At 53.5% G+C, this 19043-nt stretch carries 18 protein-coding genes and 1 pseudogene; 10 read left to right on the forward strand and 9 right to left on the reverse strand.

What is annotated here, in order from left to right; genetic code table 11:
- Position 1: 1 nt before the first annotated feature.
- Positions 2-949, reverse strand: a complete 948-nt coding sequence (locus X474_RS17495; RefSeq protein ID WP_197282172.1) for an AAA family ATPase — start codon at positions 947-949, stop codon at positions 2-4.
- Positions 950-1320: 371 nt separating this feature from the next.
- Here X474_RS17495 and yqeB point away from each other — a divergent pair, with 371 nt between their 5' ends.
- From yqeB to X474_RS26265, 3 genes are all read left to right on the forward strand, one after another.
- Positions 1321-2151 (forward strand): selenium-dependent molybdenum cofactor biosynthesis protein YqeB, encoded by an 831-nt coding sequence (yqeB, locus tag X474_RS17500; protein WP_052515360.1) that lies wholly within the window; start codon positions 1321-1323, stop codon positions 2149-2151.
- 63 nt (positions 2152-2214) lie between these two features.
- The gene (locus X474_RS17505) at positions 2215-3282 is read left to right on the forward strand and encodes an XdhC family aldehyde oxidoreductase maturation factor (RefSeq protein ID WP_044350743.1); all 1068 of its coding nucleotides are present in this window, start codon (positions 2215-2217) and stop codon (positions 3280-3282) included.
- 307 nt (positions 3283-3589) lie between these two features.
- Entirely contained in the window at positions 3590-3736 is a 147-nt protein-coding gene (locus tag X474_RS26265) for a hypothetical protein (protein ID WP_156360823.1), read from the forward strand.
- Between the two features lie 222 nt (positions 3737-3958).
- Here X474_RS26265 and X474_RS17510 read toward each other — a convergent pair whose 3' ends face one another.
- The 8 genes from X474_RS17510 to X474_RS17545 all read right to left on the reverse strand — a co-directional run bounded on the left by X474_RS17510 (position 3959) and on the right by X474_RS17545 (position 14359).
- A complete protein-coding gene (locus X474_RS17510) occupies positions 3959-5242 on the reverse strand; it encodes a phenylacetate--CoA ligase family protein (RefSeq protein WP_044350745.1) in 1284 nt (427 codons plus the stop codon).
- A gap of 185 nt (positions 5243-5427) precedes the next feature.
- Positions 5428-6231, reverse strand: a complete 804-nt coding sequence (locus X474_RS17515) for an ABC transporter ATP-binding protein (protein WP_044350746.1) — start codon at positions 6229-6231, stop codon at positions 5428-5430.
- A gap of 65 nt (positions 6232-6296) precedes the next feature.
- Positions 6297-7457, reverse strand: coding sequence for an ABC transporter substrate-binding protein (locus X474_RS17520; RefSeq protein WP_044350747.1), 1161 nt, complete (start codon positions 7455-7457; stop codon positions 6297-6299).
- A 215-nt stretch (positions 7458-7672) separates the two neighbouring features.
- Entirely contained in the window at positions 7673-8734 is a 1062-nt protein-coding gene (locus X474_RS17525; protein WP_044350748.1) for a branched-chain amino acid ABC transporter permease, read from the reverse strand.
- Between the two features lie 46 nt (positions 8735-8780).
- The gene (locus X474_RS17530) at positions 8781-9668 is read right to left on the reverse strand and encodes a branched-chain amino acid ABC transporter permease (protein WP_044350750.1); all 888 of its coding nucleotides are present in this window, start codon (positions 9666-9668) and stop codon (positions 8781-8783) included.
- 137 nt (positions 9669-9805) lie between these two features.
- A complete protein-coding gene (locus X474_RS17535) occupies positions 9806-11821 on the reverse strand; it encodes an AMP-binding protein (protein WP_197282173.1) in 2016 nt (671 codons plus the stop codon).
- A gap of 160 nt (positions 11822-11981) precedes the next feature.
- Positions 11982-12827, reverse strand: coding sequence for an ABC transporter ATP-binding protein (locus tag X474_RS17540; RefSeq protein WP_044350751.1), 846 nt, complete (start codon positions 12825-12827; stop codon positions 11982-11984).
- 356 nt (positions 12828-13183) lie between these two features.
- Complete coding sequence (locus X474_RS17545) at positions 13184-14359, reverse strand: deoxyguanosinetriphosphate triphosphohydrolase family protein (protein ID WP_044350752.1); 1176 nt, start codon at positions 14357-14359, stop codon at positions 13184-13186.
- 118 nt (positions 14360-14477) lie between these two features.
- Between X474_RS17545 and X474_RS17550 the strand changes: the two genes are divergently transcribed.
- The 7 genes and pseudogenes from X474_RS17550 to X474_RS26925 all read left to right on the forward strand — a co-directional run.
- The gene (locus tag X474_RS17550) at positions 14478-15272 is read left to right on the forward strand and encodes a dihydropteroate synthase (RefSeq protein WP_044350754.1); all 795 of its coding nucleotides are present in this window, start codon (positions 14478-14480) and stop codon (positions 15270-15272) included.
- Between the two features lie 71 nt (positions 15273-15343).
- On the forward strand, positions 15344-16132 hold the full coding sequence (locus X474_RS17555; protein ID WP_044350755.1) for a TatD family hydrolase: 789 nt from the start codon (positions 15344-15346) through the stop codon (positions 16130-16132).
- Positions 16120-16710: a Maf family protein gene (locus X474_RS17560; RefSeq protein WP_044350757.1), complete on the forward strand. Its 591-nt coding sequence runs from the start codon at positions 16120-16122 to the stop codon at positions 16708-16710. The genes X474_RS17555 and X474_RS17560 overlap by 13 nt, the downstream gene beginning before the upstream one ends.
- Before the next feature lie 125 nt (positions 16711-16835).
- Positions 16836-17195, forward strand: coding sequence for a nuclear transport factor 2 family protein (locus tag X474_RS17565; protein ID WP_044350758.1), 360 nt, complete (start codon positions 16836-16838; stop codon positions 17193-17195).
- Positions 17196-17329: 134 nt separating this feature from the next.
- Complete coding sequence (locus tag X474_RS17570; protein WP_044350759.1) at positions 17330-17764, forward strand: GNAT family N-acetyltransferase; 435 nt, start codon at positions 17330-17332, stop codon at positions 17762-17764.
- Between the two features lie 132 nt (positions 17765-17896).
- Positions 17897-18589 carry a YggS family pyridoxal phosphate-dependent enzyme gene (locus X474_RS17575; protein WP_044350761.1) on the forward strand — a complete coding sequence of 231 codons (693 nt, stop codon included), beginning with the start codon at positions 17897-17899 and terminating at the stop codon, positions 18587-18589.
- A gap of 79 nt (positions 18590-18668) precedes the next feature.
- Positions 18669-19043, forward strand: a pseudogene (locus tag X474_RS26925) (transposase); the annotation flags it as partial.

Here is a 19043-nt window from a genome sequence, read left to right on the forward strand (position 1 = left end):
TTCAAGCGTTCAGGGCGGCCAAAAATGCGGCCCTGGCCTCTTTATCCTGCCAGTGCCGACTGCGGAACCAACGCAGGTCTTCCTGGTGTTTTAAGATGCATCCCAAGGTTGCATCCACGTTTTCCTTGTCCAGGGAGTCAGCTCCCAAAAGAACCAGGGCCTGGGCCCAATCCAGGGTCTCGCTGACTCCGGGGCGCTTGACCAGCCCTGCCTGGCGGATCTTCTGCATAAAGGCGGTAACCTGCCTGGTCAGCTCAGGACCCGCCTCCGGGGCCTTGGCCTTGACAATGGCCAGTTCCTTTTCAAAGGAAGGCAGATCTATCCAATGGTAAAGGCAACGTCTTTTCAAGGCGTCGTGCACATCCCTGGTCCGGTTGCTGGTAAGCACCACAAGGGGCGGGCGGGTTGCCTTAAGGGTGCCGACCTCCGGTATGGTGATCTGGAATTCACCGAGAAACTCAAGTAGAAAAGCCTCAAACTCTTCATCCGCCCGGTCCAGTTCGTCTATCAAAAGAACCGGGGCGCCGTTCTGCTCGGCCCTGATGGCCTTGAGCAGGGGCCGCTCTATTAAAAAATCCGTGCCAAAGATTTCAGGCCCCATCTCCCGGCTTGACTTTTTCTCTCTTTCCATCATGCGTATGGTCAGAAGCTGCTTGGCGTAGTTCCATTCATAAAGCGCGGCATGGGCATCCAGCCCTTCATAGCATTGCAGGCGGATAAGCTCCACCTTCCCCATCTCTGCGAGCACCCTGGCCAATTCCGTCTTGCCCACCCCGGGCTCTCCCTCGAGAAAAAGAGGCTTGTTTAATTTAAACGCCAAATACACCACCGTGGCCAGCCCCCGGTCAGCCACATACCCCTCCCGGCTAAGCCCCTTTTGCACCCCTTCTATGGATTCAGGCATCATGTTGTGGTCCGCTTTCTTGTTTTCAAATTCCCTGTCAGCCATCTTAGATGCGCGAGCACTAAAACACAACTAAACCCATGTATATTCAATATTACAATACTTATCCCTCTCGGTTAAGTAAATACCCCTAATCAAGTACCCTTAAGATTTCCAGCAGGTTCACTTCTTAATTTTATTGCTTTTCCTAAAGGGGCAATATGTTTTACGATGTAATTTACTTAAGCAGGTGTTGCTAATTTTTTCCCCAAAAACCGCCTTTTCGAGTTATGGTAGGGCGATCATTGTTATAAACCCATATTCAGCAGGCCTTTGCCGCTTGCCCATTCGTCTTAAAATAGCTGGAAAAAAATTGTTCCACTTCAAAGAGGGCTTAAGGGCTACAAACCTTTACAGAGACTGCGAGGTATTGTTCCATGGCCGAGATTAAGGGCGTTTCAGAGTTGAATGATCTCAAAGACCTTCGCGTAGTTATTAAAAGTGCAGGAGAGATGGCATCCGGGGTGGCCTATCGCCTGGTGCAGGCGGGATTCAAGGTATTGACCACCGAGGTGCCCGCCCCCTTGGCGGTGCGCCGGGCAGTGAGTTTCTGCGAAGCTGTGCATGATCAAGAAAAAACCGTGGAAGGGCTCACCGCCCGCCTGGCAAAAAATGTGGAACACGCCCTGAAGATCCAGGAAAAGGGGATGCTTCCGGTCCTGCTGGACCCGGAACTCACCTGCCTGACCGAGTACCGGCCCAAGGTCGTAGTGGATGCGATTATTGCCAAAAGGAATACAGGCCTTAAAAAAAGCATGGCCGATCTGACCATTGGCCTGGGGCCCGGTTTCAATGCTCCGGACGAAGTGCACCTGGCCATCGAGACCAACCGGGGCCACAACCTGGGGCGTCTTATCTACCAGGGCAGCCCTGAACCCAATACCGGCGTGCCGGGGTCCATGGCGGGAGTCACGGCCAAAAGGGTGCTCAGGGCCCCTGCGGACGGACGGTTTCAGCCAAAATGCCAATTAGGCGACACTGTGAAAGAAGGCCAGGTGCTGGCCCTGATCAACGAAGCGGAACTCACGGCTCAGGTCTCCGGGGTGGTGAGGGGGCTCATCAGGCCCGGGTCGCAGGTAAACCAAGGATTAAAGGTGGGGGATATCGACCCCAGGGGAAAGGTGGAATATTTAAACACCATAAGCGAAAAGGCCCGCGCCCTGGGAGGATCAGTCCTGGAGGCCATAATGCACGCCTTTAATCACTAGACAAGGGACCGGCAAGCATCAGTTATCTTGCCGCCGAGACCGGCAAAGAGCAAAAGGATACACATGGCACACTTCGTAACCCTGGTAAATGAAGAACTCAAAAAAGCCAATGACCTTTGCCTGGCAACCATAGTGAAACGCTCCGGCTCGGCCCCCAGATCCAGCGGGGCCTCCATGTTGGTCCTGGCCGACGGCAGCATAAAAGGCACCATCGGCGGCGGCAAACTGGAAGGAGACGTTCAACAGGAAGCCTGCCGTTGCCTTCAGGAAGAACAAACCAAATTGTTGCACTTTTCCCTGCGGGGCAAGGATGTTTCAGACAGTGAAATGCTCTGCGGCGGCAATGTAGACGTTTTTTTGGAACCGGTAAAGGCGGCCGACTCCGCGGCCCGGGATATCTACCAGGCAGCCGCCCATCTGGCTCAGAAAGGCGGCCAAGGGCTTTTGCTCACCCCGGCGCTCCCCGGCCCGATCAAGACCCAAAAGGGGCGTAAACTGCTTCTGGCCCTGGACAAGGAGCCGGTTGGCAGCTTGGACGGCTTTCCCGAGGTTAACTCAGAGATACTTCCCAAGCTGGAAGAATATATAAAAGAGCGCCCCTTTGGGATCCATGACCTTAAGCTTCCCTCGGGCCAGAACCTGCCCTGTCTTTGGGAGGCTGTGTTGGCAGACCCCACGGTTTATCTCTTTGGCGCAGGCCATGTGTCTTTACAGGTGGCAAAACTGGTCAAAATGGTTGGTTTCAAGCTGGTTGTGATGGATGACCGCAAAGACTTCGCCAACCGCGAACGTTTTACCCAGGCAGACGAAATCTGGGTAAATAATTATCAGGACGTGCTTACGGGAAAGGACCTGGGCGAAGACGCCTATCTGGTCATCCTGACCAGGGGGCACATGTATGACAAGGAAGTCCTGAGCCAGGCTATTAAACAAAATGCCAAATATGTAGGTATGATAGGTTCCAGCAGAAAACGCAAGGCCATCTATGGCGCCCTTTTGGATGAAGGCGTCAGCCAAAAAACCCTGGACAAGGTCTACTCACCTATCGGCGAGCCCATCAAGGCCGAAACACCGGAAGAGATAGCCGTAAGCATAGTGGCCGAACTGATTAAGGTCAGAGCCGGAGGCTAATTTTTCACAACCCCACAAGTTACACGGTTTTTTCGGTTTTCCCGGACACAAACGGTCCGGGAAAACCGGAAACGACGTCCGCCAAATTCCCCAAAAAAAATCCCATCCGGCCATCGGAGATTCTCATAACCCCAACCAGCCGGTTTGACTGAAAATAATCATCCAATACTCTTGACAACCATTAATCAGGCATAACCATGACGTCTGGCACGCCCTTTGCTTAATCCAAAGGGCAACGGTAAACAAAGAAACTTTCAAACCGATTCTAAATAAACCGGATTTAGACCTTTAAAAAGGAGACGAGAAAATGAACCAGAATAACCAGAGCGAAAAGGCCGTTACCACCTCTCTCATGGAAATCATGGGAGCCATGCAGGAAAACACCAATGAAGACAACCTGATTGTAGCCGCAGTGGCGCACATGATGGCCTCGGGCAAGATCCGCAAGGCCTAAATCCGGATGTTTTTTTTGGCAGGGCCCTGATCTTTGCGCTGTGGCCCGTATTTGATCCTGAATTTAAAAGTACATCCAGCCGTTCCGAGGCTTGGACCATCTCCTCCCCAAGATCCGCCGCTTAAGGATCTTTGCAAAGTCTGCCTCGGTTCTGGATTCAAGCACCGAAAAACCGCCTCTTGACTGGCAAGGGGCGGTTTTTCGGCTTCATAGCCGTAAAGCTTAGTCCCAGACCCTTTTATCGGAGATAACCTCGCAGCCCTCAGCCAAGGTGCCTTTGGCCGTAACCTCCACCCGGCCCTTGAGACGCAAAAATTCCTTCATGGCGTCCATCACCTCGGCCGCAAACTCTTCCGTAGCCCCTGACTCGTCAGCCAACTCGCAGACCAGGGTCATTACGTCCTGATTATTCTCCCTGGTGACCACCAACTGGCAGGCGCTTATCTGCTCAAAGCGGGCGGACATTTGGGTGACGCTCCCCGGATGCACGAACATGCCCTTGATCTTGGTCACCTGATCCACCCGACCCATGATCCTGGTCAGCTTAGGCGCGGTGCGGCCGCATTCGCAGGTTTCGGTGGTATAGGCGGAAAGATCGCCCGTGCCGAAGCGGATCAAGGGGTAGGTCTTATTAAAGACCGTGGCCACCACCTCGCCCATTTCGCCTTCGGCCACCGGCTGTCCGGTCTCGGGATCAACCACCTCCACCACGCAATCCTGGGCAAAGTGCATGCCTCCGGTCAGGGGGCATTCATAGCTCAGGCAACCCACATCGGCTGTGCCGTAGCTTTGGCGTATCATCATACCCAGCCTGGTTTGCAAGGATTCACGCAGGCTTTCCGGCAGCATCTCAGCCGCCACAAAGGCCACCTTGAGGTTAAGGTCCTCTTGCAGGTCCAGCCCCATCTGCTCGGCCCTTTCGGCCAGGGCGGATAAAAAGCTCGGCGTGCCCACATAGGCCTCCACCTGAAGATCCTTTAACACCTGAACCTGAATCTCGGTGTTGCCCACTCCGGTGGGTACACTCTTACAGCCCATCTGGTTAAGGGCCTCGTCGAGCATAAAGGCAAAGGGCACCATATTGAAGTTAAAGGTCACCTGGGCCAGGTCGCCCTTTCTAAAGCCCGCTGCAAAAAAGGCCTGGGACCAGCGGGTGTCTTCCAGAACCGCTTCACAAGGCTCGTAGATCGGGCCGGGAGAGACATAAACCCGCCTCAAGCCCTCCATTTTATCGGCGCAAAATCCGCCAAAGGGCAGGTTCTCCCTTTGCAGCCTCACCAGCTCCGCCTTTTCCGTCACCGGAAGCCCGCTTAAATCCGCAACGGTTTTGATGTCCTGGGGCAAGGCGCCCTGTTTTTTCATCAGCTCCCTGAAAAAAGGCGCCTTTTCATAGGCATGAGCCACTATCTCTTGAGTCTTTTTATCCAGATATTCCTGACGCGCATCCGGCGACATGGTTTCCAACTTTGGCAGATAAAAGCCCTTGGAGCGATTCATATCAGGCATGATTTTCTCCCGCCCCTGGTAGTTCTCCGTTAGCAGGCAGCGCGCATCAGATGAAAAAGCAGGTCACCTAGGCCGGAACCCAAGGGGCTTACAGACGGTATTTATATATTTTGCAACCTGAGCGCCCGCCCTTGACCATAATCAAAAGCGGGCGCATTGGATTCACTATTCAGTCGGGCTCTCACCTAAGTCAGCCAGCGCTTACGCCTTTTATAGTGCTTAACGTCCCTGTAGGAGCGTTTGGAGCCCATCTCGGTCATGCCAAGGTAAAACTGTTTGACATCTTCATTGTTTTTTAATTTTTCAGTGGTGTCGTCAAGCACAATTTTTCCGTTTTCCATGATATAGCCATGGTCCGCGATATTAAGCGCCATGCGCGCGTTCTGCTCAACCAAAAGGATAGTTGTGCCCAATTCCTTGTTGAGCTTGACGATTATCTCAAAAATCTCACCCACTAAAAGAGGGGAAAGACCCAGGCTGGGTTCATCCAGCATCATCAGCTTGGGCTTGGCCATCATGCCCCTGCCGATCACCAGCATCTGCTGTTCACCACCGGAGAGATAACCGGCCAGACCGGCTTCCCTTTCCTTTAAACGGGGAAAATAAGAATACACATGGTCAATACGGTCATCCAGCTCGGAACGGCTGCATTTCTGGGTGTGGGCCGCGGCCACCAGGTTTTCCCGCACAGTCAGGTCTTCAAAGACCCGCCTGCCTTCCATCACCTGGAAAATACCTTTTTTGACGATATCCTCGGCCTCCAGGCCGTTGATCTTATCACCGTCAAAAATAATGGAGCCGTCGGTTACTTCGCCCTCTTCGGTCTTCAACAAGCCGCTGATGGCCTTCAAGGTGGTGGTTTTACCAGCGCCATTTGCGCCCAGCACACTTACAATCTGGCCTTCCTCCACCTCCAGGGAAAGGCCCTTTAAAACCAATATGACGTCGTCGTAGATAACTTCGATGTTGTTAACCGAAAGAAGCGGCATTAGGATCACCTTTGATCTTTAAGTATAGGGCAAGGGACTTTTAAGCCCCTTGCCCTGTATGACTGCTACCAACCGATATATTTGGCCTCGCGCGGGAACTTGACGCTCTTGACGATATAGAGCTTTCCATCCTTGACCCCGCCGATGGCGCAACTGGTGTTGGGCCTGTGATCTTTTGGGGTGTAGGTAATCGGCGCTGTGAGACCCTGGGTGTCAAAGTCCTTGATCGTCTCCAAGGCGGCCTTTAATCCGGGTCCATCCAGCTTGCCGGCCTTTTTGGCCCGTTTCATGCCCTCCACCATAATCATGGTGGAAACCCAGGCCTTCACATAGTGCATGGTGTAGTTTTCACCCTTGGCAGACTCCACCACCGCCTTCATGCCCGGCACATCCGCGCCCCAGGGGGCCACAGGCATCAAGCCAAAGGAGTTCTCCGCGGCCTTGCCCGCCAGCTTGGGCAGGTTCTCGTCAAACCCCCAGCAGTTAACCATGAATTTGGTCTTAAGCCCCAACTTGGCGGCGTCTTTCAAGATGACCGCGGTGGAGGGGGTGGTTCCGCCAATCCAGGCATACTCGGGATTGAACTTCTTAAGGGCCAGAAGCTGGCTGGTGGCGTCGATAGCCCTCAAGCCCACGATCTGGTCAGGCCCCACCTCAAGCCCCAGCTGTTTGGCGAAATCCTTGCCCGCCGGAATGGGGTTCTTGCCATAGGGATGGTCCGGATAGATAAAGACAAACTTCTTGCAACCGTTTTCCTTGGCATACAAAAGGGCCAGACGGATCATGGTTGAATATGACGTGCCGATAAAAAAGTTGTAAGGAGTCTTTTTGGGGTTTGTCAAATTGCCGTCGTAGCTGGCGCTGAAAAATACGATCTTGTCCTTGTTGATCAAGGGCCTCAAGGCGTTGGTGTCGCCGGTGCCCCAGCCCTGGATCACATTGACCTTGTCCACACTTTTGTACTGTTTATACAGGTTGACTGCCTCGGGGATCTTGTAGGCGTAGTCATTGGCGATGAGCTTCAGCATTTCGCCGTCGACCCCGCCCTGAGCATTGAAATAACCCGTGGCAGCCACCGCGCCCTTGGCATAGTCCTTACCCACGGCTCCGGTGGCTCCGGTAATGTCGAAAATGCCGCCTACGTTTATTTCCTTGGCCATAACAGCCGGCGCCAGGGCCAGGCTCAAGGCCAGCACCACAGCTAAAGACATGAAAAGCTTTTTCATAGTCTAAGTCTCCCTTCCCAAGTATTACCTCCCAATTGTCAGACACGAAAAACCGGCCTCTTTTTAAAAAGCCATATCTTCCGCGACCCTTCTATGACCGATAAGGCCTGCGCCGGTCTTTTAAACCTCCCTTTTTCTTTGCGCCGGCAACAGCCTTTATCTTCATTCTGGAGATTTTCGAAAAGGGCCTCCCAACCCTTTTCAGAAAGCAACTCTCAATAGGAGAACGGCCACAACTTCCAATAGGCCCTTATGGTATGCCAGCGGGCCGCCATTCCATCCGGTTCAAAGATAAGAAAGGCTATTACCATAAGGCCGAAAATCATCTCGCGCAATGCTGCGAACATCTCGAAGATACTGGGATAAATCTCGCTCATCATCTCGGCGGGCAAACGCAGGAGCTCGGGCAGCACAGTCATGAAAATCACCCCGAAGATAGAGCCCAGTACATGCCCCATACCGCCCACGATGATCATGGCCAGAAACTGCACGCTGAGCCACAGGGTGAAGTGCTCATCACTGATGATGGTGATGTAATAAGCCCACAAACCGCCTGCTATGCCCACCATAAAGGAGCTTATGCCAAAGCTCATGATGCGATACTTGAAAAGGTTGACCCCTATAACCTCGGCCGAAAGGTAGCGGTCCCTCACCGCCACAAAGGCCCGGCCGGTTCTGGTGCGGGTCAGGTTTTTGAGGTACATGGTCGCCGCGGCGGCAAAAGTCAGAGCCAGGTAGTAAAAGCTGATATCCGAATCAAAAATAAAATCACCCAACTCGGCCGCAGGCACGATCAGGCCGCTGGAGCCGCCGGTCAGGCCGGACCAGTTGCGCATGGCATAGTCCAGGATAAACTGGGCCGCCAAGGTGGCGATAGCCAGGTAAAGCCCTCTTAAACGCAAGGAAGGCAAACCGAAAATCATGCCCACCGCGGCTGTCATAAGCCCTGCCATGGGCAGGCAAAGCCAAAAAGGCCAGCCCATATTGGCCAGAATTCCGGCGGTATAAGCGCCCACACCCATGAAAGCCCCATGGCCCAGTGATATCTGTCCGGTATAGCCGGTGAGAAGGTTTAAGCCGTGGGCCCCCACGATGTAGATAAAAATCAGGTTGAACAGGTTAAGGGTGTTCATGCCCATGAATTCGCTCACCGCGTCCCCGTAAAGGGGATAGGTGAGCAAAAACACTATAAAGGCGGCCATCCAACACTTTATCCAGCGTGTCTGGAAGATGGCGTCGTCTTTCTCATAGGTCGAATGAAACAGGCCGCAAGGCATTTTTTATCTCCTGATGGCCCCTAAAAAGGGCGTCAAACAAGCTCGGTTAGACTCTTTCGATCTCTTTTATGCCGAATAGCCCGTAGGGCTTGACCATGAGAATAATGATCAGAACAATAAACGGAGAGATCTCCTTGACGCCGCCGCCAAGATAGACATCCAGGTAGGCACCCATGATGTTCTCCAGAATTCCTATGGTGAGGCCTCCGATAATAGCCCCGCCAATGGACTCCAGTCCGCCCAGGATAACCGCTGGGAACACCTTGAGGCCAAAACCGCTCAAGGTGATGTTGATGCCGTTTATGTTGCCTACCAGAATACCGCCAACCGCCGAGACCAAAGCGCCGATGGACCAGGAAATGGCAAAGACCTTTTTCACGCTGATGCCCATGCTCTGGGCCACCTGCTGATCATTGGCCACAGCCCGCATGCTCACCCCCACCCGGGTGAATTTAAAAAAGGCGGCAAAAATTCCCAGGAACAGGAAGGCAAAACCAAAGGTCCATAAATAGACCTCCGAGACCCTCACCGTGCCCAGATGAATCGCGGCCTGACTGAAGATCGGCGGATCAAAGACCCTAATCTGGGTGCCCCAGAGAATGGTCACCAGGCTTTTGAGCACCGTGGCCAGGGCGATGGTGATCATAATCACGCTGATAATCGGCTCGCCGATCATGGGGCGCAGGATAAGACGTTCCAAAAGGACGCCCATCAGCACGCTGGCCACCATGGTCAGTAAAAAGGCCCATACAATGGGCAGCCCCAACCCGGAATACAGCCATAGGCAGACATAGGCGCCCACCAGCACAAATTCGCCCTGGGCAAAGTTGATGATGCTGGTGGATTTGTAGATCAGGGCAAAGCCCATGGCCACAAGGGCATAGACCGAGCCGATGACCAATCCGGTGACGACTAACTGAATGAACTCCTGCATAAGGGCTTAGTCTCCCTGGCGCCTTAAAAGCGCTGATTTTATTCACGGGCCTTTTGGGACCGCTCAAACCCGCCCCCCAAGGGCAGGCGTTTCAAACAAACCGAATGTCTCCGGCCTCGGGCAGGCTGTGCAACCTGCTAATGAACCGGTTTCCAGAATTGCCACCACTTGCGCTCCGCCTCCAGCTCATACTCCTCAAGAGGCTTCATCTGACGGATATGCAGGTCCGTGATAATGGTGGTGGTTTTGCCGTCCTGGTATTGGATCTCACTCTCAACGTGCACCTGGTCGGTGTCCTCATAAAGGGCCTCGATTTCACTGGCGTAGCGCTCGGCAATAAAGCGCCTGCGCAGCTTGCGCGTCCTGGTCAACTCGCCGTCGTCCGGGTCGAACTCCTTGTAAAGCAAGACAAACTTGGCGAGCCTGGCCGCCTCGGGCAGGAAGCGGTTCACCCTGACCACTTCTTTTTCAATAAGCTCGTAAACCTCGGACTTGCTGGCCAGGTCGGTGTAGGTGGTGTAGCCCACCCTGTGTTCCTCTGCCCACTTACCTGTGTGGTTGTAGTCAATACAGATCATGGCCGTTACATAGTTCCGGTCATGACCCAAAACGCAGCATTCAACCACATAGGGGCAGAACTTGAGCTTGTTCTCGATAAACATGGGCGAGAACCTGGCTCCGCTGGTTAATTTCATGAGGTCTTTTATACGGTCAATACAGACAAGCTGTTTATTCTCGGTTACATAACCGGCGTCACCTGAATAGAGCCAACCATCTAAGATTGTTTCTTCGGTGGCCTTATCGTTTTTCAGGTAACCTTCGAAAAGTGCCGGTGATTTACTTATGATCTCACCCACGCCCTCGGGGTCCGGATCCGCAATCTTGACTTCGGTCTCAGGGATGGGCGCTCCCACAGAGGTAAAATCCACCTCGTCGGCCCGGTGGATGCAGGAGATGCCACTGATCTCGGTCTGGCCGTAGATCTGTTTTAAATTCACGCCACAGGCATGAAAGAAACGGAACACATCCGGCCCCAGGGCCGCACCGCCGGTTGAGGCGCTTCTGATATTGGAAAAGCCCAGTCTGTCTTTCAAGGCCCTGAACAAAAGCAGGTAACTCATGCCATAGAGTATTTTCCAACCCAGGCTGGGCTCTTTTCTTTCAAAGTGGAAATCGGCCATCTGATAACCGATAGGCATGCAAAGCCTGTAGATAAAACGCTTAAAGGCAGAGGCGTCTAAGTGTTTCACCATCACGGTTCGGGAAAGCTGCTCCCAAACCCTTGGCGGGCTGAAAACCACATTGGGTCCGATCTCATAGAGATCGGTCATGGCCGTCTCCGGCTCTTCCGGGAAATTAACCGTAAAGCCAATGGCCAAGGCCGAGCTGATGCTCATCATCTGCTCGCCTATCCAGGGCAGGGGCAAAAACGAGACAAATTCGTCGCCTTGCAGCTTGGGGTCCACCTCGCTTAAGTTCAAGGCCATCTTGAGCATATTGGAATGGGTCAGAACCGAGCCCTTGGGTTTGCCCGTGGTGCCCGAAGTATAGGCGATCAGGGCCACGTCGGCCGGAGTCAGGCGGTTGACCGATTCCTCAAAGGCGCCGGGGTGTTCTTTTTCATATTCCCGGCCCAGCTCCTCCACATCGGGGAAATAAATCAAAAGAGGATCGTCATAGGCCCTCATGCCCTTTGGATCGGTGTAGATGACTTTCCTGACCTTCGGCAGTTCGTCTTTCATATCCAGGACCTTGTCGGTCTGCTCCTGGTCTTCGGCCACCACAAAAGAAGCGTCTGAATGGTCGATCACATAGGCCACCTCGGTCAAGATGGAATCCTGATAGATTCCCAAAGGCATGCCCTTCAAGGCCTGGGCGGCCAGTTCGGCATATACCCACTCCGGACGGTTGTCGCCGATAATGGCCAGGGAATCATCATCACAAAACCCCAGGGACTTGAGCCCCAGAGCGAAATATTTGACATGGGAAAGGTATCCGCGCCAGGTGACATCCTGCCAGATACCGAACTCCTTTTCCCTCAGGGCAACCTGGCTGTCACCGAACTTTTCCGCGTTTCGCAGAAGCAGTCCAGGCAAGGTGTTCTGCCCTATGTCGACTCCCTTTTCTTCAGCCTTGATGTATGTTTGGACCACTTTCGCCTTGTCTCCGCTTAGGAAGAGATTTAATGATACGATCCTCGTGTCAACTACCGGCAAAGCCGATATCAAAAGAACCTTAAATGAGCATGTATCTGTAAGACGGCTGCAAAAGCCGGTTTATTTTTTTTCGTCTTAACCCTCCCGTTGCCTGTTGTCAGAGCCCCAGCTTGGAGTGGGCCGCTTCCTCGGAGCCCAGATAGGCCTGAATCACATGGGGGTCCTTACTCACCTGTTCCGGGGTGCCTTCGGCGATTTTGGTGCCGAAATCAAGCACCACCACCCGGTCGCTGATATCCATGACCACACCCATATCATGCTCGATCAAAACCACGGTGACGCCCCACTCTTCATTGACATCCAGAATAAAGCGGGCCATATCCTCGGTTTCTTCCAGGTTCATTCCGGCCATGGGCTCGTCCAGAAGAAGAATCCTGGGACGCATGGCCAGGGCCCTGGCCAGCTCAACCCTTTTCTGAAAACCATAGGGCAGGGTTCCCACCACCTTTTTACGGATGGCCTCAATCTCCAGCAGATCGATAATCTTCTCCTCGATCTCGGTGCGCACCCTCATTTCCTCCCGCTTGGCCTTACCCAGATACAGGCCGCCGGAGAGAAAGCCGCCGTGCATGTGCACATGGTGCCCCAGTTTGATATTGTCCAGCACGGTCATGCCCTTGAAGAGCTCGATGTTCTGGAAACTGCGGGCAATGCCTAAGGAAGCCACCTTGTGGGTGGATATCTTGGAGATGTCCTGCCCCTCATAAAAAATTCGCCCCCGATAGGGGTGATAAAAACGGCAGATGCAGTTTAAGATGCAGGTCTTGCCCGCACCGTTAGGGCCTATGATGGCCTGGATATGGCCCTTGGCGACCTTGAAGCTGACACCGCTCAAGGCGTTTAAACCACCGAACCTTAAATGAATATCTTCGAGGGCCAATTGCGGCTCCTCGCCAAGACGCGCCTTTGCAGCAGCACCTGGCTGGGATGCTTTAGCAACCATGATTCCTCCCCGGCCCGGACCAAACAAAGCCTATAGTGGTCCGCCATACCTGGACAGACCTCATCTGTTTGGCCGAGAACAGGACAATTTAGTGATTCAAGAGCAAAAATATCGAGCGGTCAACAAACAGCGCAGCACGACTGCAAAGACCACGAATTAGGCGGGATATCGTTCTAACTTAGTTCCTCCCACAGAACTTGAAGCATCCCTCCCGTAGCCAAAGTTTAATCTTATTGGCTTGGGGATTGTCAAGGACAAATAAAGAAAATGCAAGTTTATTGTGAAAATAATTTTGAGGGGCCTTGTTGAATAGGGGGCAAATGAAAAACTTCACGAATAAAAGCACCAATAAAGGCCTAAAATGAACTGCCCAGTCTTTTGGGCAGGGGCGGCGGGTCATCAAGGGACTGGCAGCAGCGCAGGAAATATTCATCGGTCATGCCGGAGATAAAATCCCGGCAGATCACTGCCGGATGCTCGTCAAGATATTCCGGAAGCATGCCCTTTAAAAACGAGCTCAACGTGCTGTTTATGTTAACGCCCCTTTTAAGCTCATCCAGACAGCTTTCAAAAAGTCTATGATAAGCTTGTCTTATTTTGTCGTGTTCGGTCTTGATCTTGGGATTTAAGTAAATCCTCTCCAGGTTGAAGTCCTTAAGCTCCTTAAGCGCCTCGCCGGTGGGTTCACTGAACCGCACCCTGGGGTTCTCCCGGGAATTTTCAATCAGGTCCTCCACCAGGCGATAAACCATGGTGCCGTTTGTACGGCCCAGGACGCGGACCACTTTTTCAGGCAGATCCTCGCGTTTCACCAGGCCCAGGAGAATGGCGTCCTCCAGGTCGCGGCCAATGTAGCTGATGGTGTCTGATATGCGCACCACACAGCCTTCGGTTGTCATGGGGATAACCGGCAGGGACGGGTCTTCTTCCTTGTCCTTTATTTCCCGGTCAAAGCGGCTGAAGGTCTTGTCTTTTACAGGCGTCAGGTTTGCCGAGTGCACCTCCCCGTCGTGGCAAAGCACCCCATCCAGCACCTGAAGGCTTAAGTTAAGCCCCCTGCCGCCTTTTTCCACCTTTTCCAAAAATCTCACGGACTGAAGATTGTGCTGAAAACCTCCCAGTCCCTCCTGCCTGCATTTTTCGGCCAGAAACTTCTCTCCGTCATGGCCAAAAGGCGGATGGCCTATGTCATGGGCCAGGGCGATGGCCTCTATGAGGTCTTCGTTTAAGCGCAAAAAACGCCCTATGGTGCGTGCGATCTTGGAAACAAGCTGCACATGCAAAACCCGGTGGGTGATCTGGTCGTTATCCACCAGGCTGAAGACCTGGGTCTTGTCAATGTAGCGGGTATAGGCCAGGGAATGCATCACACGGTCCGCATCCAGGCTGAAGAACTGACGGTGCCCCAAGCCGATCATGGGCTCCTCATTTCTGCGCAGGGCTTGGGTGCTTAAGCAGGCATGAAGGCTCAGCCGGGTTTTTTCCTCTTTATCCAGTTGACGGCGCAGATCAATTATGCGAGAAGCTGTCATGCTCTTTCCCCCGGCTGACGGATAAATACTCAGCTAAAAATAGACCTCTTATACCGGCCAATGTCAAGTCATGCTTGCCGGACTTGGCAAGCGGTCTGTGCAAGGCTAGAATGCATTCATGTTAATAGCAGCCGACAACCTGACCGCTTCCAGGCCTTCAGTGGCCCGGGCCATCCAAAAAAGGGATGCGGAATTCCTGGCCCGGCTTTGCCGACAGGTGGAGGAAGCCGGAGCCCATTGGCTGGACCTTAATCCGGGCTATGTGGCGGCCTCCCAAAAAAGAGAGGTCTGGAAATTTCTGATCAAGACGGCTGAAAAGGCCTGCGGACTTAAACTCATGCTGGACGCGCCACGGGCCGAGGACCTGGAAACCGGGCTTTTGTTCTGTAAAAGGCCCCCCATATTGAACATGGCCACAGCCGAAGAAAGCCGCCTTGACCCCCTGCTCGAGCTGGCCCAAAAAAACGGCCTGACCCTGGTGGCTTCCACCATGACCGGCCAGGTGCCCCAGGACGCGGAAGGCCGCCTGGCCCTGGCCGCCCTGATAGCGGAGCGGGCCCGGCAGAAAGGCATCACCGGCCAAAGGCTGGTCTTGGACCCCATGGTCATGCCCCTGGGCCTTCCCCAGGGAGAGGCCCACGCGGCAGGTGTGCTGGGATTTTTACGCAGTCTGGACTCTGTCATTGAGCCCAGGCCGCTTACCATGATCGCCCTGAGCAACCTCACCACCAAAACCGCGGGTGTAAAGACCGATTTCGCGGCCCCGTCCTTTTTGGCCGCAGCCGCCGGAGCCGGGCTGGATGTGGTGATGATGGACGCCCTCGACAGGGAACTCGTACGGGTGGTACGTTTGTGCAAGGTGTTTAAAGGCCAAGTGGTTTTTGCCCAAGGGGAATTTGACTCTCAAACATGAATCTCCCCCCTGCCGCCTTTTTCGGAACAGGCTGAATCCGGCCATAACCAATGCATCCGCAAGGAGTTTTAATGATAATAGATAGCCATGCCCACTTGGATCTTCTGGAGGACCCGCAGGCGGCGCTTGATCGCGCCCGCCAGGCAAAGGTGATTCATGTGGTTGCCATAGGAGTCGATCTCGAGACCTCGGTCAAGGCGGCCGAGTTTGCCGAAAAGGAAAAGGATGTCTCCTTTTGCCCGGGGATTCACCCCCATGACGCAGCCGGTGCGCCGCCGGATTTCCCAAAACAGCTGCTTGAGCTGGCCCAAAACAAGGGCGCAGTGGGCTGGGGTGAATGCGGGTTGGATTATTTTTACAACAAATCCCCTAAAGAAATACAGCGCCGGGTCTTTTCCGAACAGATAGAGGCAGCTAAAAAGGCCGGGCTGCCGCTTGTGATCCACGATCGAGAGGCCCACGAAGAAATCCTGGCCCTTTTGGCGGAACAGGACGCAGGCCAGGTGGGGGGGGTGATCCACTGCTTCAGCGGTGACGAAATAATCGCCCAAAAGGCCCTGGACCTGGGTTTTCATTTGGGAATAACCGGCACCATCACCTTTCCCAAGAGCGAAGGCTTGCGCAGGGCAGTGGCCATAACACCCCTTGACCGGCTCTTGGTGGAGACCGACTGCCCCTTCCTGGCTCCGGTGCCCAAAAGGGGAAAACCCAACGAACCGAGCTACCTGCCCTATACAGTTGCAGCCCTGGCCCGGGTATTGGAAAAAGACCCGGAAAAACTGGCCCTGGCCACCAGCCAGAACACAAACCGCCTTTTTGGGCTGAATCTTGACCTGGAAGAAACCAAATGTACCGCCTGACCGGCAAAAACCCGCTTATCCTGGCCTCGGCCTCTCCCCGAAGGCGGGAGATGCTTTTACGCATGGGTATTGACTTTGAATGCCTGCCCGCTGATGTGGATGAAACCCTTCTGCCAGACGAAGGGGCGCTTGAGGCGTCCTGCCGCCTGGCCCGGCTGAAGGCCGTCTCCATTTTCCAAAGCCACCCAAACCGCAATATTCTGGCGGCCGACACCCTGGTGGCCCTGGGGGATGAGATCCTGGGCAAGCCAAAAGACGCTGACCAGGCCATGGAAATGATCAAGATCCTCTCCGGCCGGGAACACCAGGTGGTCACCGGATTCAGCCTCATAAACAGCCAGGGCGAGCACCAGGGGTCGGCTGTGAGTCGGGTCAAATTCCGCGGCCTGAGCCCGGCCGAGATAAAAGCCTATGTCAGAAGCGGGGAGCCCATGGGCAAGGCCGGGGCCTATGCCATTCAAGGCCTGGGAGCCGCCTTTGTGGAAGAAGTTTCGGGCAGCTACACCAATGTGGTGGGCCTGCCCTTGGCAAGGGTTCTCGGCATTTTGCTTGATTGGGGTGTTATAGTTCCGGAATAATGCTGGACCTCTTTTGCCTGACCGGCGGCATATGGGGTTTTTAGGCCTTTTCCCCCTGAACATTCAGACAAAGGTTCGACCGGGCACATCTTTTACTTATAACTTAAATATGACGGAAGTGGGAAATGGGCCCCAGACAAGTTATTGAAAAATTTGTAAAGGCATTCAATGCCGCTGATGCAGAACAACTCTCGGAATTGTATGCGGATGAGGCGGTCAATCACCAGGTGGCGGAAGTCCCCGTTAAGGGGAGGCAAGCCATAAAGGATATGTTTGTCACAGAATTTTCAAAAGCAAACATGACTTGCATTGTGGAAAACATCTTTGAAGACGGAGAATGGGGAATCCTGGAATGGAAAGACCCGTTGGGGCTCAGGGGGTGCGGCTTTTTCCATGTGCGGAAGGGGAAAATTGTCTTTCAACGCGGGTACTGGGACAAGCTGTCGTTCCTGAGAATTCACGGGTTGCCGCTTCCATCGGAATAATTTATAAAACACAGTTAAACTTTTTCCCCACGCAGCCCCGGGATTTCCGCATAAAACCCCGGGCAGATGCGCACGGTTAAGTAATCCACTCTAGCCGCCTGCACCCAGAGCCTAGCGCTTGAGCAAAGGTTTGCATGAGAATAGAACATGTCGTAAAAAATGATTACCCTGAATTGATAAAAGTGTGGGAAGCCTCTGTTCGAGCGACTCACGACTTTTTAACAGAAGAAGACATTGCATTATTAAAACCGCTGATTCTGGAAGAGTATTTTGATGCGGTTTTCTTGAGGTGTGTAAAAGACCAACAGGGCAAGATCCTTGGTTTCGGCGGAGTGGCTGAAAATAAACTTGAAATGCTGTTCGTACTGCCGGAGAGCAGAGGGCGGGGAGTCGGCTCTTTTCTTTGCAAATATGCTATTGAAAACTTAAACGTTTCAACTGTTGATGTAAACGAGCAAAATCCGCAGGCAATAGGTTTCTATAAACATATTGGCTTTCAAATCATGGGCCGTTCACCGGTTGACGGCCAAGGCAGGCCCTTTCCCCTGCTGCACATGAAGCTGGTCTAAATTCTTATTTTCATTGCCCGTCAAGACCAGGGGCTTGCGATCCACCGGTTCTGGTTGGTTTATTGCCCTATTGCCGGAAAAGGATAAAATTTGAGCCTGTAATATAGGCGTTTATTGAAAAAAGGTGAAATTATGAGCATTGCCCAAAACCTGCAAGTCATACTGGAAAGAATCGAAAAGGCGGCCCAATCCTGCGGCAGAGATCCCAAGAGCGTCAGGCTGGTGGCAGTGAGCAAAACCAAACCGATCAGCGCGGTTGAAGAGGCGTTTAAGGCCGGGCAGGTTTTGTTTGGGGAGAACTACGTACAGGAGCTGACCGAAAAAGTACCCGCCTTGGGCCAGGGTCCTGAATGGCACTTCATTGGACACCTGCAATCCAACAAGGCCAAACCCGCCGCCCTTCACAGCCATGTGGTGCAGACTGTGGACCGTTTTAAACTGGCCAAGGCGCTTAACCGTCACGCAGAAGAGGCGGGCAAAACCTTGGGCATCCTGTTGCAGGTGAATGTGGGGGAAGAGATTCAAAAATCCGGCTGCTCTGAAGATGAAGCCAGGGAACTGGCCCTTAAGGTGGCTGAGCTGCCGAATCTCAAGCTAAAGGGTCTTATGACCATGCCGCCCTTTTTCGATCAGCCGGAAAAGGTGCGCCCCATTTTCGCCAAACTGTATGAACTGGCTCAAAACCTGGCCAAGGGCCTGCCCAAAGGAGCCATGGATGAACTTTCCATGGGCATGAGCGGAGACTTTGAAGCGGCGATAAAAGAAGGCGCCACCCTGGTAAGGGTCGGCACGGCCATCTTCGGGGCCAGGGAATACCACCAATAAGGCCTTTAAGGAGTGTCAGGAATTTCGTGTATGGAGCCAATTGTGAGGTAATCACCCCTTCATCGGAGGAGTATGCACAATGGCTGCCAAGGACGAGTTGCTTGATGAGTTGCTCAAGGGCTATGAGAAGCCCGAAGACCTGTTGGGAGAAAACGGAATATTCCAAGAGCTGAAGAAGGCCCTGGTTGAGAAGGCGCTTGGAGCGGAGCTTACCCACCACCTGGGGTGCGAGAAAGGTAAGAAGCCAAAAGCGGCAACACCCGAAACGGCCACGGCAAAAAGCGGGTGAAGTCAAGCGGTGGCTAAATAGAGTTGTCAGTCCCCCGCGACCGCGACGGCAGCTTCGAACCTCAGTTGATCAAAAAGGGCCGGCGCCATTTCGACGGCTTTGACGACAAGATCATTTCCTTGTATGCCCGAGGCATGACGGTCCGGGAAATCCAGTCACATCTCA

The sequence above is a fragment of the Dethiosulfatarculus sandiegensis genome (assembly GCF_000931935.2).
In the GTDB taxonomy this organism is placed as follows: Bacteria; Desulfobacterota; Desulfarculia; order Desulfarculales; family Desulfarculaceae; genus Dethiosulfatarculus; species Dethiosulfatarculus sandiegensis.

Bases quoted from the DNA above. Each gene is read 5' to 3' on its own strand.
- X474_RS17495 (WP_197282172.1), bottom strand. From the start codon at position 949: ATGGCTGACAGGGAATTTGAAAACAAGAAAGCGGACCACAACATGATG.
- yqeB (WP_052515360.1), top strand. From the start codon at position 1,321: ATGGCCGAGATTAAGGGCGTTTCAGAGTTGAATGATCTCAAAGACCTT.
- X474_RS17505 (WP_044350743.1), top strand. From the start codon at position 2,215: ATGGCACACTTCGTAACCCTGGTAAATGAAGAACTCAAAAAAGCCAAT.
- X474_RS26265 (WP_156360823.1), top strand. From the start codon at position 3,590: ATGAACCAGAATAACCAGAGCGAAAAGGCCGTTACCACCTCTCTCATG.
- X474_RS17510 (WP_044350745.1), bottom strand. From the start codon at position 5,242: ATGCCTGATATGAATCGCTCCAAGGGCTTTTATCTGCCAAAGTTGGAA.
- X474_RS17515 (WP_044350746.1), bottom strand. From the start codon at position 6,231: ATGCCGCTTCTTTCGGTTAACAACATCGAAGTTATCTACGACGACGTC.
- X474_RS17520 (WP_044350747.1), bottom strand. From the start codon at position 7,457: ATGAAAAAGCTTTTCATGTCTTTAGCTGTGGTGCTGGCCTTGAGCCTG.
- X474_RS17525 (WP_044350748.1), bottom strand. From the start codon at position 8,734: ATGCCTTGCGGCCTGTTTCATTCGACCTATGAGAAAGACGACGCCATC.
- X474_RS17530 (WP_044350750.1), bottom strand. From the start codon at position 9,668: ATGCAGGAGTTCATTCAGTTAGTCGTCACCGGATTGGTCATCGGCTCG.
- X474_RS17540 (WP_044350751.1), bottom strand. From the start codon at position 12,827: ATGGTTGCTAAAGCATCCCAGCCAGGTGCTGCTGCAAAGGCGCGTCTT.
- X474_RS17545 (WP_044350752.1), bottom strand. From the start codon at position 14,359: ATGACAGCTTCTCGCATAATTGATCTGCGCCGTCAACTGGATAAAGAG.
- X474_RS17550 (WP_044350754.1), top strand. From the start codon at position 14,478: ATGTTAATAGCAGCCGACAACCTGACCGCTTCCAGGCCTTCAGTGGCC.
- X474_RS17555 (WP_044350755.1), top strand. From the start codon at position 15,344: ATGATAATAGATAGCCATGCCCACTTGGATCTTCTGGAGGACCCGCAG.
- X474_RS17560 (WP_044350757.1), top strand. From the start codon at position 16,120: ATGTACCGCCTGACCGGCAAAAACCCGCTTATCCTGGCCTCGGCCTCT.
- X474_RS17565 (WP_044350758.1), top strand. From the start codon at position 16,836: ATGGGCCCCAGACAAGTTATTGAAAAATTTGTAAAGGCATTCAATGCC.
- X474_RS17570 (WP_044350759.1), top strand. From the start codon at position 17,330: ATGAGAATAGAACATGTCGTAAAAAATGATTACCCTGAATTGATAAAA.
- X474_RS17575 (WP_044350761.1), top strand. From the start codon at position 17,897: ATGAGCATTGCCCAAAACCTGCAAGTCATACTGGAAAGAATCGAAAAG.